General features: G+C 61.6%; 14 protein-coding genes. 5 read left to right on the top strand and 9 right to left on the bottom strand.

Annotation, left to right across the window (positions count from 1 at the left end; all coding sequences use genetic code 11):
- Nucleotides 1-2 precede the first annotated feature (2 nt).
- The 5 genes from DW349_RS01530 to DW349_RS01510 form a co-directional block, all read right to left on the bottom strand.
- A complete protein-coding gene (locus tag DW349_RS01530) occupies nucleotides 3-977 on the bottom strand; it encodes a calcium/sodium antiporter (protein WP_108127449.1) in 975 nt (324 codons plus the stop codon).
- A 121-nt stretch (nucleotides 978-1,098) separates the two neighbouring features.
- Nucleotides 1,099-2,013, bottom strand: coding sequence for a DUF4340 domain-containing protein (locus tag DW349_RS01525; protein WP_157954459.1), 915 nt, complete (start codon nucleotides 2,011-2,013; stop codon nucleotides 1,099-1,101).
- On the bottom strand, nucleotides 2,003-4,891 hold the full coding sequence (locus DW349_RS01520) for a Gldg family protein (protein ID WP_108127453.1): 2,889 nt from the start codon (nucleotides 4,889-4,891) through the stop codon (nucleotides 2,003-2,005). The genes DW349_RS01525 and DW349_RS01520 overlap by 11 nt, the downstream gene beginning before the upstream one ends.
- A complete protein-coding gene (locus tag DW349_RS01515) occupies nucleotides 4,881-5,816 on the bottom strand; it encodes an ABC transporter ATP-binding protein (protein WP_108127455.1) in 936 nt (311 codons plus the stop codon). The genes DW349_RS01520 and DW349_RS01515 overlap by 11 nt, the downstream gene beginning before the upstream one ends.
- A 209-nt stretch (nucleotides 5,817-6,025) precedes the next feature.
- Nucleotides 6,026-8,239, bottom strand: coding sequence for an ATP-dependent helicase (locus tag DW349_RS01510; RefSeq protein WP_108127457.1), 2,214 nt, complete (start codon nucleotides 8,237-8,239; stop codon nucleotides 6,026-6,028).
- 155 nt (nucleotides 8,240-8,394) lie between these two features.
- Between DW349_RS01510 and DW349_RS01505 the strand changes: the two genes are divergently transcribed.
- Nucleotides 8,395-8,841: a chemotaxis protein CheW gene (locus DW349_RS01505; RefSeq protein WP_108127459.1), complete on the top strand. Its 447-nt coding sequence runs from the start codon at nucleotides 8,395-8,397 to the stop codon at nucleotides 8,839-8,841.
- A 16-nt stretch (nucleotides 8,842-8,857) separates the two neighbouring features.
- Here the strand turns inward: DW349_RS01505 and DW349_RS01500 are convergent, their stop codons facing one another.
- From DW349_RS01500 to DW349_RS01490, 3 genes are all read right to left on the bottom strand, one after another.
- Nucleotides 8,858-10,402 carry a CHASE domain-containing protein gene (locus tag DW349_RS01500; RefSeq protein ID WP_157954460.1) on the bottom strand — a complete coding sequence of 515 codons (1,545 nt, stop codon included), beginning with the start codon at nucleotides 10,400-10,402 and terminating at the stop codon, nucleotides 8,858-8,860.
- A gap of 105 nt (nucleotides 10,403-10,507) precedes the next feature.
- On the bottom strand, nucleotides 10,508-12,781 hold the full coding sequence (gene ptsP, locus DW349_RS01495) for a phosphoenolpyruvate--protein phosphotransferase (protein ID WP_108127463.1): 2,274 nt from the start codon (nucleotides 12,779-12,781) through the stop codon (nucleotides 10,508-10,510).
- A 1-nt stretch (nucleotide 12,782) separates the two neighbouring features.
- Nucleotides 12,783-13,274: an RNA pyrophosphohydrolase gene (locus tag DW349_RS01490; RefSeq protein ID WP_108127465.1), complete on the bottom strand. Its 492-nt coding sequence runs from the start codon at nucleotides 13,272-13,274 to the stop codon at nucleotides 12,783-12,785.
- Nucleotides 13,275-13,512: 238 nt separating this feature from the next.
- Between DW349_RS01490 and DW349_RS01485 the strand changes: the two genes are divergently transcribed.
- Together DW349_RS01485 and DW349_RS01480 are read left to right on the top strand one after the other, a co-directional pair.
- Nucleotides 13,513-14,184 (top strand): histidinol-phosphatase, encoded by a 672-nt coding sequence (locus tag DW349_RS01485; RefSeq protein WP_108127467.1) that lies wholly within the window; start codon nucleotides 13,513-13,515, stop codon nucleotides 14,182-14,184.
- Nucleotides 14,171-15,343, top strand: coding sequence for an imelysin family protein (locus DW349_RS01480; RefSeq protein WP_108127469.1), 1,173 nt, complete (start codon nucleotides 14,171-14,173; stop codon nucleotides 15,341-15,343). Before DW349_RS01485 ends, DW349_RS01480 begins: the two co-directional genes overlap by 14 nt.
- A 34-nt stretch (nucleotides 15,344-15,377) precedes the next feature.
- On the opposite strand, the gene DW349_RS01475 is transcribed toward DW349_RS01480, so the two are convergent.
- Nucleotides 15,378-16,184, bottom strand: a complete 807-nt coding sequence (locus tag DW349_RS01475; RefSeq protein WP_157954461.1) for a 3'(2'),5'-bisphosphate nucleotidase CysQ family protein — start codon at nucleotides 16,182-16,184, stop codon at nucleotides 15,378-15,380.
- A gap of 90 nt (nucleotides 16,185-16,274) precedes the next feature.
- On the opposite strand from DW349_RS01475, the gene hslR reads away from it, so the two are divergent.
- Nucleotides 16,275-16,688: a ribosome-associated heat shock protein Hsp15 gene (hslR, locus tag DW349_RS01470; protein ID WP_232819389.1), complete on the top strand. Its 414-nt coding sequence runs from the start codon at nucleotides 16,275-16,277 to the stop codon at nucleotides 16,686-16,688.
- 31 nt (nucleotides 16,689-16,719) lie between these two features.
- A complete protein-coding gene (gene hslO, locus DW349_RS01465; protein WP_108127473.1) occupies nucleotides 16,720-17,595 on the top strand; it encodes an Hsp33 family molecular chaperone HslO in 876 nt (291 codons plus the stop codon).
- Nucleotides 17,596-17,597: the final 2 nt, after the last annotated feature.

Raw genomic sequence — 17,597 nt, 5'->3', positions numbered from 1 at the left:
CCCTAACCGCCGCTCAGCGCCAGTTGAACCAGATAGGTTGTGTAGGCCAGGTAGATCAGCAACAGAAACGCGCCTTCAAACCGATTGATGCGCCCTTGCCGCTGACGCATGCCGATGCCCATGATCAGCAACAACACCGTCAGTGCAGACATCAACACCCAGTCGCGGCTCAATACCGCCGGGTCGGTCTGCATCGGGCTGATGGTGGACGCCAGTCCGACCACGGCCAGGGTGTTGAACAAGCCAGAACCAATGACGTTGCCCAGTGCCAGGTCATGCTGCTTCTTGCGGATCGCTGCCAATGACGACGCCAGTTCTGGCAGCGAGGTGCCGATGGCAACGACGGTCAGACCAATGATCAGATCACTGACGCCCAGGCTGGAGGCGATGTCCACCGCGCCCCACACTAACGCGCGTGAACTCAACACCAAGCCGATCAAACCAACGATCAGCCAGAGGATGGATGCCCGCAGCGTCATCTCATGGCTGTCCAATTGCTCGCTGTATTCGGCTTCCAGCGCATCGCCCGGCTGCCGACCCTGCAAAATCGACCAGCCCATGGTGCCGGCAAAGACGACCAGCAACAGGAAGCCATCGAGGCGCGACAGTTCGTGGTCGAGCAATTGCCAGCCGGCAAACAGCGTGACCGCCAGCAGAATCGGCAATTCGCGGCGCACAATGGCCGACTGCACCTGTATCGGCGCAATCACCGCCACCAGACCGACCACCAGACCGATGTTGGTGATGTTGGAGCCGTAAGCGTTACCCAATGCCAGGCCCGGGTTGCCATCGGACGCGGCAATCACCGACACCACCAGTTCCGGTGCCGAGGTGCCAAAACCGACGATCAACATACCGATCAGCAGCGGTGACATGCCCGCGTATCGGGCTGTGCTTGCAGCGCCATCGACAAAGCGATCTGCACTCCACACCAGCACCACCAAACCGCCGATCACGGCCAACCAGGCTAACCACATAACGCCTTGCTCCGGAAAAATTGAGGCCGTATTAAGCCAGAGGCCAGCGCCGATGAACAGACGAAGGGCGGCTGAACGCCGCCCTTTTACTGAGTCAGAAAAACCGGCTTGCGAGTGCCGTTTAAGACGGCTCGTCCGGGTCGTCCTGCCACAACGCATCGATGTTGCTGAGCGCCTCGCCGGTGCCGTTGGAAATGCGGAACAGGCCGTCCTGAAGACTGCTTACCAGCGCGTAGCGGTCGCCATCGTGAAACAACCGATACTGGCCGGCGTCGCCGAAATCGACCGTTAACACCGGGTCGGTGGCGGTCAGGCTGTCGGCATCGTCGCCGTCAATCAGGTTGCTGACGATGACGCTGTGCCAGCGCTCCAGCCAGTCCTGCCAGTGCGCCGGGTTCGGGTTGGCGACGCTGCCGTCGGTCACCCAGCCGTCGTCGGTCTGGTACAGCTCGATGTCGTTCAGCGTCGCCTGGCTGAGCGTACTCGGCTCGATCTGCAACAGCCGATTGTCCAGCCAATGGTCGCCGTCGGCATCCAGTTGATTGGCTTCCAGATCGATGGCGTAGACGGCGTTGTCGTCGGCGCGGCGCACGTGCAACTGCTGATAACTGGGCGAGGTGCCGAAGTAGAGCGTCTGCTCGCCATCGTCGGTGACCAGCGTCAGCTGGCGCCGGAAGTTATCGTCGGCGGTTTCAAAACGCTTGGCCGCCGAGCCGCTGTGCGCCACCGGCCAGCTCAACTGGGCGTCGAACAGGCCATCGAGCAGGGTGTCCACGCGTGCCGTCGAGGCGGGAATCACCACGCCGTTTACGATGAACTGCCAGCCATCGTCATGGCGATTGAGGGTGATGTTGCTGGCGTCATCGCCGCTGTGGTCGGTGATCCGCAGTTCCTGAATCGCCTCACGCGAGCCGGTGAGCAGCGGTTTGCTGTCGGCACCGCTCGGCCGCAACCAGACGCCACTAACCACGGCGACAACCAGCACCAGTTGGATTGCCAGCGCGGCCAGCAACCAACGATTGAATTTATTCAACATCACGACCTCCATCGACCCATTGCGCCAGTTGGTGCAGCCGTTGCCGGCGACGCCAGCGCTGCACACCGATCATCACCAACAACACCAGCAGCACAGCCGCATAAGTGCCGTATTCCCAGACGCGCTGTCCGGTTGGCGTCAGGCTCGGCAGGGTGCGGTTGAAACGGTTGCCGGAACGGATGGTCATCAGGCCGCTGTCGTCGAGCGACCATTCCGCCAGGTTGGACAGCAGCGGCAGTTGCCCGCTGTCGTCGGCACCGCTGGCGGCGCTTGCCAGTTGCAAGGTGGTGTCGCTGGCAAAATCGTTGGAACCGATGACGATCAAGCGCGCTGATTCCGGCGAGCGCTCGATGACTGCACTCAGCGTCGGGCTGGCGGCGGCATCGCTGTCGTCGCTGTCGCTTTCCGCTTTATCCAGCAACGGCGATGGCTGACCGGCGAAGTAAGACGGCATACGGCCGCTCAACGCCAGTACCAACGTCTGACGGCCGTTGTCGTCGCCCGGCGGGAAATTCGCCTGGCCGTCGGCGCTCAAGGTTGGCATCACCTGAGCGGCGGAGCCGAGCCACGACTGCGGCGAACTCTGCGCCAGGGTGGTGAGCGTCGGTGCGTCGTCGGACTGCGATGTCTCGTAGCTCAGCGCGGACGCCCAGGGCACCGTCAAGCGCGGCAGGCTGGTGGTGGCCGGCTGCTCGCTGTTCAGGCCATCGGCGCGGATATCGACGAAGTAGGGGTAGTCCAGCATCCGGTAATCCTGGAAGCGCAAGCCACCGGCCTGACGCACCACCGGCACCGGGAAGGCAGCGTTTTGCGGGTCCATCACCAGATCGTCGCTGAGCGATATACCCAGTCCCGCCAGCCAGTCGTCCAGCCCTGAATTCATCGGCACGGCGCTTAAATCCTGCCGCGTCAGTTGGATGTCCTGACTGCCGGTGGTCAGCACCACCCGGCCGCCGCGCATCAGGTATTGGTCGAGCGCGAAGACGGCGCTGCTGTCCAGATTCTCCGGCGCCATCACCAGCAGTAGATCAATCGCCGCCGGCACCTGGCCGCTGCTCAGATCGACCGTGCGCACCGCGTAGCTGTCCGACAGCCACTGACGCAGCGTCGAGAAGCGACGGCTGGCCGGTTGCGGCCCCATTGGCGAATCAACGGTGCCGGGCGTGACCAGACCGACGGTGGCGTTCAGGCCATCAACAAAACGCTTCAAGCCGGTGTCGAGGCTGTCGCGCAGCGCCGTTTCGGTCAGGTCGGCCGGCAACGGCAGCGCCAGGTTCTGATCGTCGGTAGACAGCATCAGATAGAAATAGAACGGACTGGGGCTGAGCAGCCCGGCCACCATCGGCTGAAAGCCGTAATCGCGCGCCAGTTGCTCGGCTAATTGGCCGTCGCCGGCTTGCGGGTCTTGAATGCGCCAGTCGAACTGGCCGTTGGCGTCGGCCTTGATGGCGTTTGCGGTGTCGGTCAGTGTCTGGCGGAACTCGACCAGACTGTCCGGCAGTTGGACGTCGGGCGAGACGTAGGCGGTCAAGGTGACCGGCTGATCGAGCAGCGCGTACAGATCGCCACCGGCGCGGTATTGCTCGGCCACCGAGCGAATCGCCTTGGTCAGGTCGTACTCGGGGTTGCGCAATTGCACGTCGATGTCGCCCTGCGGCGTCTGGCGTACCTCGATCAAATCCTGGAAGTTGAGCACCTTATCTTCGTCGCCGTACTGCACGCGGATGTCGAAATAGGAACTGACCACCGACGATTGATAACGGTCGGCGACGCGGAATGGTGTCGGCTGAATGCCGTAGTTATCGTTGATGCGTTTTTCCACGTCCGGGTGTGCAGTCGGGTCGACAAACTCAACCTGCACCTGGCCGTGGCCCAGGGTTTCGTATTCGCGCATCAGGTCTTTCAACTGCGGAATCAGCGGCGCCAGCAAGGGGTGCGTGCGGTCGCTGAAATAGCCGTGCAGCACCAGCGGTTCCTGCAATTGCGCCAATGTCTGACGCGTCACTGGCGACACCGAATACAGCTGGCCGGCGGTGGTGTCGGCGCGCAGTGCCGTGACCGGTTGCAACCAGAGGTTGGCGATCAGCAGGTTGGCGACGACCAAGGCCACGCCCGCACGCCAGCGCTGATGCAGCGGCCGGCGCGTGCGGTTGTCCCAACGCACCTGCTCCAGGCTGTAGACGTTGAACGCCAGGAAAGCGAGCGACAGGCTGAGGTAGTAGTACAGATCGCGCACATCGAGAATGCCGCGGGTGATGGCATCGAAACGCGAACCGCTGCCGATCAGCGCGAACACCGAGGCGACATCGCTGGGCAACAACCGGGTCAACAACGGATGGCCGATCAACCAGAAAACGCCAGCCACGGCGACGGTAACCAACAGGCTGATCAGGGCGTTGTCGGTGCGCGAACTGACCGCCAGACCAATCGACAAATACAAAGCACCCAGCAACAGCGTCGCCAGATAACCGGCCCAGACCGGGCCCCAGTCGAGATCGCCCACCAAGCCGACCATAAACGGAATCGGCAACGTCAAAACCAAGGCCAGCGCCAGCAAGATCCAGCCGGCGAGGAACTTACCGAGCACAAAGCTGATGCTGCGCACCGGCAATGTCAGCACGTGTTCCAGCGTGCCGCTGCGTCGCTCTTCACTCCAGGAACGCATGGTCAGCGCTGCGGCCAGGAAGATCAGCATCACCGGCATCCAGTCGAACAACGGCCGCACATCGGCGATGTTGCGGGCGAAAAAGGCATCGACCCAGAACACCATAAAGACCGAGATCAGCGCGAAGGCCGCCAAAAACAGATACGCCAGCGGCGAGGCAAAGTGGATGCTGAGTTCTTTGCGCGCCACTTCCAGACTGTGTTTAAGCCACATGAGCGGTCTCCTTTTGCGCATTGCGGCCAGCAAAGAACAGCCGCTCCAGATCCTGCTGTTCGCTGTGCAGGCCGTACAGATCGACACCGGCCTGCACCAATCGCCGGCTGACTTCGGCCGCCAGCGCATCGCGTTCGGTGGCCTCGTTCAGCGTCAGCGACAAACGCTCACCAGAGACCTCGATGCGGGCAATACCCGCCAATCCCGATAACTGCGCCCTCGCCCGCTCAACATCGGCGCAACGCACATCGAGCCGGCGTTGTTCGCTCAGTTGCGCCAGCGACGCATCCAGCGTCAGTTGCCCCTGTTGCACCATCAGCACCCGGTCACAGACCGCCTGCACTTCCTGCATGATGTGCGTCGACAGAATCACCGTGGCGGTTTTGCCCAGGCGCTGAATCAGCTCGCGCATGTGCTGCGTCTGCTCCGGGTCGAGGCCGTTGGTGGGTTCGTCGAGCACCACCAGGCGCGGCTCGGTCAGCAACGCCTGCGCCACGCCGACGCGCTGCTTGTATCCGCGTGACAACGTTTGGATACGACTGAACAGCTTGGGCTCCAATTGAGTATCGGCGACCACACGACGCACCGCCTGACGGCGCGCCTCGACCGTCTGCAAGCCGCGCAGGGCGGCGCAGTAGTCGAGGTATTCGATCAGTGTCATCTCGGGGTAAACGGGCAATTGCTCTGGCAGATAACCGATGGCGCTGTGCAGCGCCAGAGCGTGGGTTTGCAGGTCTTGGCCGTCCCAGAAAATACGGCCGGAGGAAGGTTCAAGTGCGCCGGTGATCATGCGCATGATGGTGGTTTTTCCGGCCCCGTTATGGCCGAGCAAGCCGATGATCTGGCCGCTATCCACCCGAAAACTAACGTCGTCCACCGCGATAACATCACCAAAACGGCGGCTGACGCTCTGACATTCGAGCATCTCACACTCCCGGAAATTTACAGTTGAATTGGGGTGTCAGTCGGGGCCGAGGAACGACCCCCGACGTCTGCGGACGCAGACGTGACGGACGTCGCTGTTTTAAAAAGCGCGCTGACAAAGTTCAAGCCGGCCTGGCGCGGTCTTACGCATCGCCACCGATCCCTTTGCACAGCGCTGACACTCGGGTTCAGCCGTTGTTCAAAATTCGCTCAGTCGTCGAGCCATTCCAGCAGCGGCCAGGTTTGCCGACGGTCGAACTGGCGTGCCTGGCCGTCGCGCAGAAAACGAATCTGCAAGCGGTCACCATCGTCGCTGAGCAATTGACCGGCACCGAACTTGGGATGGCGCAGACGGCGACCCAAGGCGGTGGAATTAGTGGGTGTGGTGCGTTCCCAATGCACCGTCAGTTGGCGGCCCTGAGCGGCGAGATAACGCGATACGACATCGGCGTTCATCGAATCGGGCAGCGTTACTTCTGTAACGCCAGCGTCGAGAGCGTCGGCCAGCAGGCGACAGCCGTCCCAACTGAGGTCGCGCCAGAACGGGCTGTCGGGGGTGTCTTGCCGGTTCAGCGGCGTCAGCAGCACGGCTTCGTCGCGGGCGCGGGTTAAGGCGACGTAGAGCAGGCGGCGTTCGCTGTCTTCGTTGGCCGGCCGGCTTAAATCGCCTTCGGGGTGGTAGGGGTAAAAACGGGCGTTCAGTTCCGGTATCAGCACGCACGGCCATTCGCGGCCTTTGGCTTTGTGGATCGAGGTCAGCGTCACACCGTTCTGACCGCCGGCGCGGCGTTGCGCTTGCAGTGCGCGCAGTTGGTCGGCGGCTTCGGCGGCACTCCAGCGCTGGGCGGCGATGAAATCGACAAAGGCGGTGACAGTCGCGACCTGATCGTCCACTTGCTGGGCGGAAAAGGCGTTGTCGCGCAGGGCGTTCAAGTAGTCGGTGCCGATCAGCCAGCCGCTGACCAGTTCGGTGGCGCTGCTCTGGCTGGCTTCGGCTTTTTGCATCAGCCGTGCGCGTTCGAGCAATTGGTCGGCCTGAAAACCGGCCAGATTGTCGGGCAGGGCGTTGCGGAAATGCCGCGCGGTGTCGCTGGCAACGCCGGCCAGTTTCGCCAGCAATTCATCGACGATCGCCTTGCGGATTTTCAGGTACGGCTGCGTCAGCAAGGTGCGCCAGGCATGGCGGCGTTGTTCATCGCTGTAGCGGCTGAAGTCGCCGCTGGCGAGATCGAGCAATACCCAGAACGGCGCCAGCTCGAAACGTTCCAGCACGGTGCGATGGCTTTCCAGTCGGTACGGCAAGTTGGCGGCCAACAGTTTCAGTTCCAGCCGGGCGCTGTTGGCCCACAGCCGGTTGAGCACGGCGATGTCGGTCAGCGGGCGCTCGCGTTGCCAGGCCTGGATGCAGTCGAGCGCGGCCTGGGCGCTGTCGTCGCTGCGCATTTGCCGTACCCGCGTGCGCGGTGTGCTGACGTGCGACAGACACAGCGTACTGGCCGCAACGCGATCGGCACCGGCCTGAATCAATTGATTGGCGAGCAGCGACAGTTGGTGGCCGTAGCGGAAGGTCCAGCTCAGTTGGTAATCGCGCGGTTCCGGAAAATGGCGTTGGAAGGCGTCGGTTAACAGCGATGGTTCCGAGCCGCGAAATTCGTAGATCGTCTGATCCGGATCGCCGACCACCATCACCTGCCCGCGCCCGCCGTGCAGAATTTCCAGCAGCCGTTGCTGGATCGGATTGATGTCCTGATATTCGTCCACCAGGATTTCGTCCATGTGCCCGGCAAAACGTGCGGCGACGTCCGGTTTGGCGATCAGACAGCGCACCGGGTCGTAGAGTAAATCGGCAAAGGTGAGTCGGCGCTGGTCGGCGCGCCACTGCTCAAATTGTTCGAACACCTCGATGAACAAACGGCACGCCTTGGGCAGACCGCTTTGCTCAAACACCTCGGCCGGCGACGCCAGACTGCTTTTCACCAGTTCAAAATAATTCAGCGCCGGTTCGACCCATTTCTTCTTGCGACTGAGGATGTCTTCGGCCTGTTCTTCGTCTTCTGCGGCGGCGCGCAACAAGCGCCAGACCACGGGTTCAACCTGGGCATCGCTGAGCAGATCCCAGTTGACCGGCCGCACGTCGCCGTCGTGCACCAGCCGTTGCAGGATGCGGTAGCCGAGCGAGTGAAAGGTGCGCACTTCGGGCAAGGTCAGGTTCGGGTGTTGCGCCGCCAGACGCCGGGCGACGTCTTGCTGGGCGGCTTTGTTGTACATCAACACCAGCAAACGGCGTGGGTTGGCGCCAGCGTTGAGACGACGCCCCAGATAGGCGGTCAGCGTAGAGGTTTTGCCGGAACCGGCTACCGCGACAATGCGGGCATGGCCGCCGGGGTGTGCGATAACCGCCTGCTGTTCGTCGGTAAAGGGCATGGGTGTCCTCGTGAAGGGCGCTCACAGTACCAGAAGCACAGCGCTGAGTCTCAAGCTTGGCGGCCTGCGGCCGATGTTCTGGTTTGCAGCCTCGCAGACCCCTGTCTAGGCTGAATGAAGAGGATTGGCCGGTGCCAGTCGACGAGGAGCGATCGATGACGATGTCGAACGAAATGTGGGTCGTGGTTTTCCTGGATCAGGAACCGCTGGCCTTTCCGGCCACGCTGATCAAGGAAGTCGTGCCCTGGCAGCCGCTGAACCCGGTCCCCAGCACCGCCCTGGGCGTGATGGGTCTGGTCAGTTTGCGCGGTGAAACGCTGGCGGTGCTGGACCTGCTGCGCATGACCGGACACGGCCAATTGGACGATCCGCAGTTTATGTTGATCGTTGATTTTCCCGAATCGCGCATGGGCCTGGCGGTTGCTCGCGTGGAAGGCGTGCAGTATTTCAACGCTCAGGACGCCGACACCAACATGGCCGGCGGCTATGTGCAGGCGACGGTTGAACGCGACGGCCGGCTGTTTCAGTTGATCAATCCCAATGGCCTGGAGCAGTTGATCGGCCTGCATACCGACGTGGGCGCGTTAGTCCGCGATTTCTGATTCCGAACGACCCGTCTCAATCTGGCCGTGCGCAGCTTTTCACGCGGTTACGGCCTGTCTCTTTGGCTTCGTACAGGGCGTGATCGGCGCCTTCGGTCAGCGCTTCGGGCCGGTCAGCCACTCCGGGCATGCGCGTGCACACCCCAGCGCTGATGGTGATGACTTTGGCCGCTTCAGAAAACGCGTGCGGTAACTGCAAGGCTTCCACCGCTTGCCGACATTGCTCGGCCACCTGCAACGGCTGCTGCGTCTGCGGCAGGATGATGGCGAACTCTTCACCGCCATAGCGCGCCACCAAATCCAGCGGTCGCTGCGCCATGCCTTGTAAGGCCTCGGCGACGCGCCGCAGGCACTGATCGCCGGCCGGATGGCCGTATTCGTCGTTGTAGCTCTTGAAGTGATCGATATCGATCATGATCAGCGACACCGAAATGCCTTCGCGCTGCGCGCGCGCCCATTCCTGTGCCAGGTGCTGGTCGAAGTGGCGTCGGTTGGCGAGGCCGGTGAGGCCGTCGGTCAACGAGATGTGTTCCAGTTGGTCCCGGGCGGCCTGAAGTTCCTCATTGCGTCGCAGTGTTGCGATCACGTAGCCACTGAGCAGACAGATGAACAACAACCCCGTACCCAACACCAGCCAGGGCAAATAGCCGCGCTGCGACACCACAAAGCCGTGCGCCGGTACGGCTTCAATCAACCATTGCCGGCCGGCCACATCGAACACCTTGGATTCATAGCGCCACGGCATGTGCCACAGGTCGATGCCCGGCGGAATGCTTTCCAGCAGGATTTCGTCCTGGCCGGTAGTGCGATCGACGATGCGCAGGCAGATCTCGCCGCTGGCGGTCAGACCAATGGATTGATTGAACAGTTCGCCGACCCGAAACACGCCGTTGAAGAAACCGCGCAACTGCTGCCGCCGCTGATCCTGATCCGCCGGCTCGCCATGATAGAGCGGCGAAAACACCAGAAATCCCTGCTGATTTTCCGGTTCCTGCACCAGACGAATGCCGGCGGTGGCGACCAATCGGCCGGTATCGCGCGCTTCCAGCAAGGCACTCAGCCGACGCCGTTCGCTGCCCAGATCGTACCCCAGCGCCACCTGATTGCTCGCCATCGGTTCGATCAGCGCCACCGGCACATACCATTCGCGGTCGTCCGCCGGAACGATCTCGCCCGCCGCGTTGCGCTCGTTAATCACCAGGCCAGGCACCAGTTGCTGCAAGCCAGCTTCCAGCGCCGGGCGTTCCGAGCGGTGCGTCAACGGCGCCCAGGCAAACGCCTGAATGGCAGGAGAACGGCGCAGAATGCCGCGTGTGACGCGGTTGAACACGTCCGGATCAATGCTGTCGGCGGTCGCCAGTGCCTGATTCAGGGCGTAGAGAATTTCCAGATTGAGCAACACTTCGCGCTCAAAGGCGACGGCGTACTGATCGACTTCGGTGTGAAAGGCTTGCTGGATGTCGGTGCTTTCGCTGAGATACAGACTGCGCGCCAACATCGCCAGACCAACCATGCCCAACAGCGCCAGGATCAGGACCACCCGGTTGGTGCTTATTCTCACAACAGCCACGCCTCCCGGGGCCAAGCATTCATTGCAATACCTCAAGCCTAGACCAGGCTGGGCCAAATGGCAGATTTGGGTTGGACGGCGAGCGGCCGGCTGAGTTCAACTGGCGGGCGCCAGCCCCAGAGCCGACAGCGGCAGGCCGGCTTTTTTCAACGCCAGTTGCAGCGTCGAACGCACCAGACGGGGGTTATCGAGATGCAGCAGGCCGGCAACCACCTGTCCGGCCCAGTCGGCGTCGATCTGGCGCAGCACGGCTTTGACGCGCAACAGATTCGAACTGCTCATCGACAACTGCCGATAACCCAGCCCGACCAGAATCACCGCGCCAAGCGCATCGCCAGCCAATTCACCGCACAGACTGACGGGCACACCGGCGGCATTGCCGGCATCGATAACCGCTTTCAGAGCCTTGAGCACGGCCGGATGCATGGCGTCGTAAATGGCGGCGACGCGCGGGTTGTTGCGGTCCACCGCCAGCAGATACTGGGTCAAATCGTTACTGCCGACGGAAATGAAATCGACCTGGCTGGCCAGCTCGCCAATCAGATACACCGCCGATGGCACTTCGATCATCACGCCGACGTCCGGCACCTGCACGGCTATGCCTTCTTCGTTCAGCTCCATGGCCGCGCGATGAATGATCGCCAGCGCCTCTTCCACTTCGCTGACGCTGGTCACCATCGGCAGCATGACTTTGAGATTGTTCAGCCCTTCGCTGGCGCGCAGCATGGCGCGCACCTGCACCATAAACAGCTCCGGGTGATCGAGCATGACGCGAATACCGCGCCAGCCGAGAAACGGGTTGTCTTCAACGATGGGGAAATAGCTCAGGCTTTTGTCGCCGCCGACGTCGAGCGTGCGCATGGTCACCGGACGCGGCGCGAAGGCTTCCAACTGCGCACGATAAATGGCGGCCTGCTCTTCTTCCGATGGAAAACGCTCACGCATCATAAACGGCACTTCGGTGCGGAACAGACCAACGCCGTCGGCGCCTTTGTCTTGCGAACGCAGAATGTCGGTCTGCAAGCCGGTGTTGACCAGCAAGGTGATGTCAGTGCCGTCGCGGGTTTTCCCCGGCTCATCTTTCAGCGCTTCCAGACCCGCTTCGCGCGCCGCTTCTTCGCGGCAGACGGCCTCGAAATACTGACGTTTTTCATCCGACAGCCGGTAATACAGATGGCCGCGATAACCGTCGATGACCAGCTCTTCGCCCTGCAACGCCTGCCACGGCAATTCCTGTACGCCCATGACGGTCGGAATATCCAAGGCGCGGGCAAGAATGGCGATGTGCGAGTTAGCCGACCCACGGGTGCAGACGATGCCGGCGATTTTGTTGCCGGTCAGTTCGCCAAAGACGGTTGGGGAAATTTCCTCGCCGATCAGGATCGCCTGTTCGGGAATCGCCTGAATCGGCGTTGATTCCTGCAAGTAAGCCAGCACGCGGCGGCCGAGGTCGCGCATGTCGGCGGCGCGTTCACGCAGGTAGCTGTCGTCCATGCTTTCGAAATGCTCAATGTAGCCACGCATCACGCTGGCGAGTGCGCTCTGCGCCCATTCGCCCTGACGGATGCGCTGGACAACGGCGTCGCCCAGCGCGGCGTCGTCGAGAATGTCGACATAGACGTTGAACAGCGCCAGTTCTTCCGGGCGCAATTCACTGGTTAATTTATCGCGCGTGGCGCGCAGCTCGGCACGCACCGCGCCCAAGGCCTGATCGAACAACGCCACTTCAGCGTCAATGTTATTGGCCGGCCGGAACCGCACCGCTTTCAAATCGGCCGCCGGCAACAGCACATGGCCCTGACCAATGGCGACACCCTGAGCGCCGGCCACACCGTGGAAACGAACGTCACGTTGTTCGCCACCGAGCAGGTTCAGACCCGACAGCGCGCCAGTGGCTTCGGCGTGCGCAATAACGCCGGCTAACTGCGCCGAGAGCGTGACCAGAAAGGCTTCTTCTTCGTCACCAAACCGACCGGCTTCGGTCTTCTGAATGGTCAGCACGCCGAGCAGTTTGCGGTGGTGGATGATCGGCACCGCCAGGGTGCCTTTATAAGGTTCTTCGCCCAGGCCGGGCACCAGATGGTAATTGGGGTGGCGGGTAGCGTCGCCGAGGTTGATCGGTTCTTCGCGTTTGCCGACCAGGCCGATCAGGCCCTGGTTCTGCGTCAGCGTCAGCTTGCCGATGGCGTCCTGGCTGAGGCCGTCGGTCGCCATCAACACATAGCGTTCGACGTGGGCGTCCCACAAAAACACGGAACACACCTGCACCCCCATGCCGGCGCGAATACGACCGACCAGGGTGCGTAATGACGTTTGCAGATCCCTCGCGCTGTTGACTTCCTCGACCACCTGCCGCAGCAGATGCAACATGTCAGCCACGAATACGCTGCTCCCGATTGATGCGCGGCGCCAGTTCCGCCAGCGCTTGGCGATAGACCGAGCGCTTGAACGACACCACCTTGGCTAACGGGTACCAGTACGACACCCATTCCCAGCCGTCGAATTCCGGATCGTCACTGCCGTTCAGTTGCACTGCCTGGTCGTCACTCAACATGCGCAGCAGAAACCATTTTTGTTTTTGACCGATGCAGATGGGCAAAGCGTTGTAGCGGATCATGCGTTTGGGCAGGCGGTAACGCAGCCAATCGCGGGTACAGGCGAGCACTTCGACGTCGTTTTCACCCAGCCCGACTTCTTCGCGCAGTTCACGATACAGCGCATCGAGCGGGGTTTCCTGAGCGCGGATACCGCCTTGGGGAAATTGCCAGGCGTCCTGACCGATACGGCGCGCCCACAGAACCTGGTTCTGGCCGTTGGTCAGAATGATGCCCACATTGGGGCGATAGCCATCGGAATCGATCATCGCCACTGCCACTTTGCAGGGCCGGCACGGGGTGCCGGCCGGTTCACCGGGCCCCTGAGGGGTCTGTGGAGGCTAACACCGACAGGCGCCTCCATGCAGGCATTGTTCCACAAGCCTTTGTAAACACCAAACGGGTGCGTCTACGCCCCGCTGACGCTTGTACCGCCTAGTCAGAATCCGTACTCTTAGCACCCTCAAGCGCCCGGCTCGGGCGCGTATTACGCCTAAGGAAGCTGTCTTGACCCTGGCCATTTTCGACCTCGATCAAACCCTGCTCAGCGGTGATTCTGACCATGCCTGGGGCGAATTTCTGGTCGAGTCGGGTCTGGTGGACGCCGACGCTGTATTGACCGCCAACGACCGTTTTTTCGCCGACTATCAAGCCGGCCGCCTCGACATTCAGGCCTACCTCGAATTCGTGCTGGAATTTCTGATCGATAAAGACCCGGCCGAACTGGCGTCTCTGCATCAGCGCTTTATGGACGCCAAAATCATTCCGATGATTCAGCCCGGCACTCAGGCGTTGCTCGACCAGCATCGGGCACAGGGCCATACGCTGATGATCATCACCGCCACCAATCGTTTTATTACCGGCCCGATTGCCGACTACCTGGGCATCGAACATTTGATCGCCTGCGAAGCCGAGCAGATAGACGGCCGCTACACCGGCCGGCCAATTGGCATTCCCAGTTTTCGTGAAGGCAAGGTAACGCGTCTGCAAACCTGGCTCGATCACCATCAGCAGACATTGACCGGTGCCTGGTTTTACAGTGACTCTCACAATGACCTGCCGCTGCTATCGCTGGTTGATCACCCGATCGCGGTCAACCCAGACGCGCGCCTGCAGGCCGAAGCCGAACAACGCGGTTGGTCCATCATCAGTCTGAGGGAAGCTCATGCCGACCATTAATGTCTCCCATCTTCGCAACGGCACGCTGGTGATGGCACTGGCGATGGTGATCAGCGCCTGCTCCGACCCGGAACCAGAACCGATCGATCTGGATTCCCTGCTGTCGTCGGAAACCGAGGAAGTCGAAGAGGTCGAAAAAGGCCCGGGCTTCACCGCCGCCGCTGAACTGGTACGCAGCACAGCGCAACGTCAGGGCGCGGCCATTTTGCAGGCCTGCGACAACCTCAATGCTGGCGTTACCGATTTCCTGGCACAGCCGAACGAGACCACAAGAGGCCTGGCGCAAACCGCCTGGCACAATTGCTATGAGCAATGGAATCGCTTCCGACCGTTCCATCAGCGCGCCTTCACGCTGACCGAACAAACTGAATTCCGCCGACTGCAAAGCCTGATCAACGTGCGTCCCTACCAGCCGGGTTACATCGATGGTTTGCCGGATTATCCGTACAGCGGTCTGATTCACGAAAGCGGCCTGGACCTGACGCTGGAACATCTGGTCGAACAACACCAGATGATGGACGCCGAATCGCCGTCACTGGGTTTCCCGGTGGTGGAAAACTTCCTCTGGCGCGAGCCGCTGGTTGAATCCTGGTTGCCAGTGGCCGGTGCGGATGCGGCCGTGGTAGAACGCCGCCACCGCTATCTGCGTCTGGCAACTGACCACCTGATGGGCCAACTGCAAATCGCCGTCAACCGCTGGCAGGACGACGCCGGTTTCAGTCTGCTGACCGAAGATGGTCAGATGCGTCTGACCTGGCAAAGCCTGCAACGACTGGCGCAGGTGGAACTGCTGTCGTACAGCTTCGCCGACGGCACTTTGGATGAAAGCAGCTGGCATCACCTCAGTGCCGAAGCCGGTCAGGGCCGCCGCCATGTGCTGGCGCGTCTGGATGGCATAACGGCCTTGCTGCAAGCCAGTGAAGACGAAGCCGGGCCGCTGTCGTCCTGGCTCGACCGCGCCGAAACCGACGTCACCTCTGCGATGCTGCGTGAACATCTGCAAACCGCACGCGCTGCCGTTGCGGCCTTGCCGGAAAACTACACCTTCGGTGACATCGACCCGACACAGTGGCAGAACACCCGACAGGTGGTGGCGCAGGTGGCGGTCGATTTCAACACCATTTCGCGCCAGCTGGGCGTGACTTTGATTACCGAATAACAGTTACCGAATAACAGTCCAAACAAAACGCCGACTAAGGATCCAGCACCACGCGCAACAGGTCTGGATCCGAAGCGGCGACGAATTCCGGATTCAGCGTATTGGCTTTGCCGTATTCCAGCGGCGCGCCATCCCACTGCACCAAAGCGCCACCGGCGGCTTCGAGAATGGCTTGCGGCGCGGCGGTATCCCACTCACTGGTCGGCCCCAGGCGCGGATACAAATCCGCCTGACCCGCCGCCAGATGCATAAATTTCAACGCTGAACCGACCGATTCGGTCTCGATCACAAAACCGGCATTTTCCAATCGCGGCCGCCACTGGCCCCGCCAGTCGCTACGCCGGCTGCCCAATACCCGCACCGCCTCTCCAGAACGACCCGCACGCAGCGGTTGCGGCTGATCCGGCCGACCCATTTGAGCGGCAACGTCAGTGCCACCCCACCAGGCGATGCCGGTCACTGGCTGATAGATCATGCCGAACACCGGCTGGTTGTCGTCCATGTACGCCACGTTGATAACGAACTCGCCGCTGCGATGCAGAAATTCCTTGGTGCCGTCCATCGGATCGACCAGCCAGTATTGCTGCCAATGACGACGCTCGTCCCACGGCTGCACCGCTTCTTCGGACTGCACCGGCCGGTCGATCAGCAACGGCAGCCCGGCCACCAGAGCGTCGCTGGCGGCGATGTCGGCAGCGGTGACGGGCGAATCGTCGGCTTTGCGGTCGGTTTGCCAGCGGCTGGCGTCGCCATAAACGGCCAGAATGCGCTCGCCGGCGTTTTGCATCAGGCGATACAAAGCGGCGAGCAATTGCGAATCGAAAACCGGCTCGGACGACATAGAGCAACAGGCCACAACAGAGTGAAGCGGCAGTTTACACGTCGCCCCTTGCAGAAGGCGACCTTGGCCCGCATCTTGGGCGCTCCAACGATGAACACCAGGCACGGCATGAGCGACAGCACGCCGGTACGGCTCGACAAATGGCTCTGGGCCGCCCGCTTTTACAAGACGCGCAATCTGGCTAAAGACGCCGTCGAAGGCGGCAAGGTGCATTACAACGGCGCCCGCGCCAAACCCAGCCGCAATGTGGAAACCGGCGCGCAGATTCGTCTGCGCCTGGGCTGGGATGAAATGACGGTGATCATCGAGGCGATCAGCGACAAACGCCGTGGCGCGCCCGAAGCGCGGCTGCTATACAACGAAACACCCGAATCGATTGAACAGCGCGAACAACGCGCCGCCCTGCGCAAAGCCCAGCAAGCGCACCAACTGGCGCCGGATCATCGGCCCAACAAGAAAGAACGGCGCGACATTCGCCGCCTGAAAGACACGCTGAATTCCTGACCCAATTCCTGAACGCGGACGACTTTTTGCCATGAGCAGCCCAGACCAGACGCAACGTTTCCTGTTCGACCAATCCCAGATTCGCGGTGAAATCACCGGGCTGCGCCAGAGCTATCAGGATGTGTTGAGCAAGCACAATTACCCACAGCCGGTGCAGCGCTTGCTGGGCGAATTCATGGCCGCTGTGGCGTTGCTCAGCGACACCCTGAAATTCGAAGGCCGGCTGAGTCTGCAAGTGCGCGGTGCCGGTCAGGTGCGCATGCTGATGGCCGAGTGTCGCGATCACCAGGCACTGCGCGCCATCGCCCAATACACCGACGATTTCAGCGACAGCGCCGCACTGCTCGGCAAAGGCCAGATGGCGATCACCATCGAACCGGATCAGGGCAAGCGGTACCAGGGCATCGTGCCGATTGACGACAACGACCAGACATTAAGCCGCGCCCTGGAAGACTACTTCCGGCAATCAGAACAGATTCGTACCCGACTGTGGCTGGCCGCCGACGGCCAAAGCGCCGCCGGTGTATTGATTCAGGCGATGCCGCAATCGGCCAGCGAAGGCAGCCTGCAAAGCAGCGACACCGACGCCTGGGATCGCGTTACTCATCTGGCCGATACGCTGAGCGACGACGAACTGCTGAATCTGGACAACGAAACGCTGCTGCATCGGTTGTTCCACGAAGAGCAAGTCCGGCTGTTCGACAGCCACGGCCTGCATTTCGAATGCACCTGTAGCCGCGAACGCTGCGGCAATGCCATTCTGACGTTGGGTGAAACCGAAGCGCTGCAAGTAGTGGACGAGGAAGGAGCGATTCACAGCGACTGCCAGTTCTGCCACCAGCAATACCGCTTCGACCGCGATGAAGTGACGGCGCTCTTTTCTGAGCACCGCCAAACGCTGAACTGAGT

The sequence above is a fragment of the Saccharospirillum mangrovi genome (assembly GCF_003367315.1).
GTDB classification, from domain to species: Bacteria; Pseudomonadota; Gammaproteobacteria; order Pseudomonadales; family Natronospirillaceae; genus Saccharospirillum; species Saccharospirillum mangrovi.
Note: the sequence above shows the minus strand (reverse complement) of the source record. Positions and strands in the feature narration are given on the sequence as shown.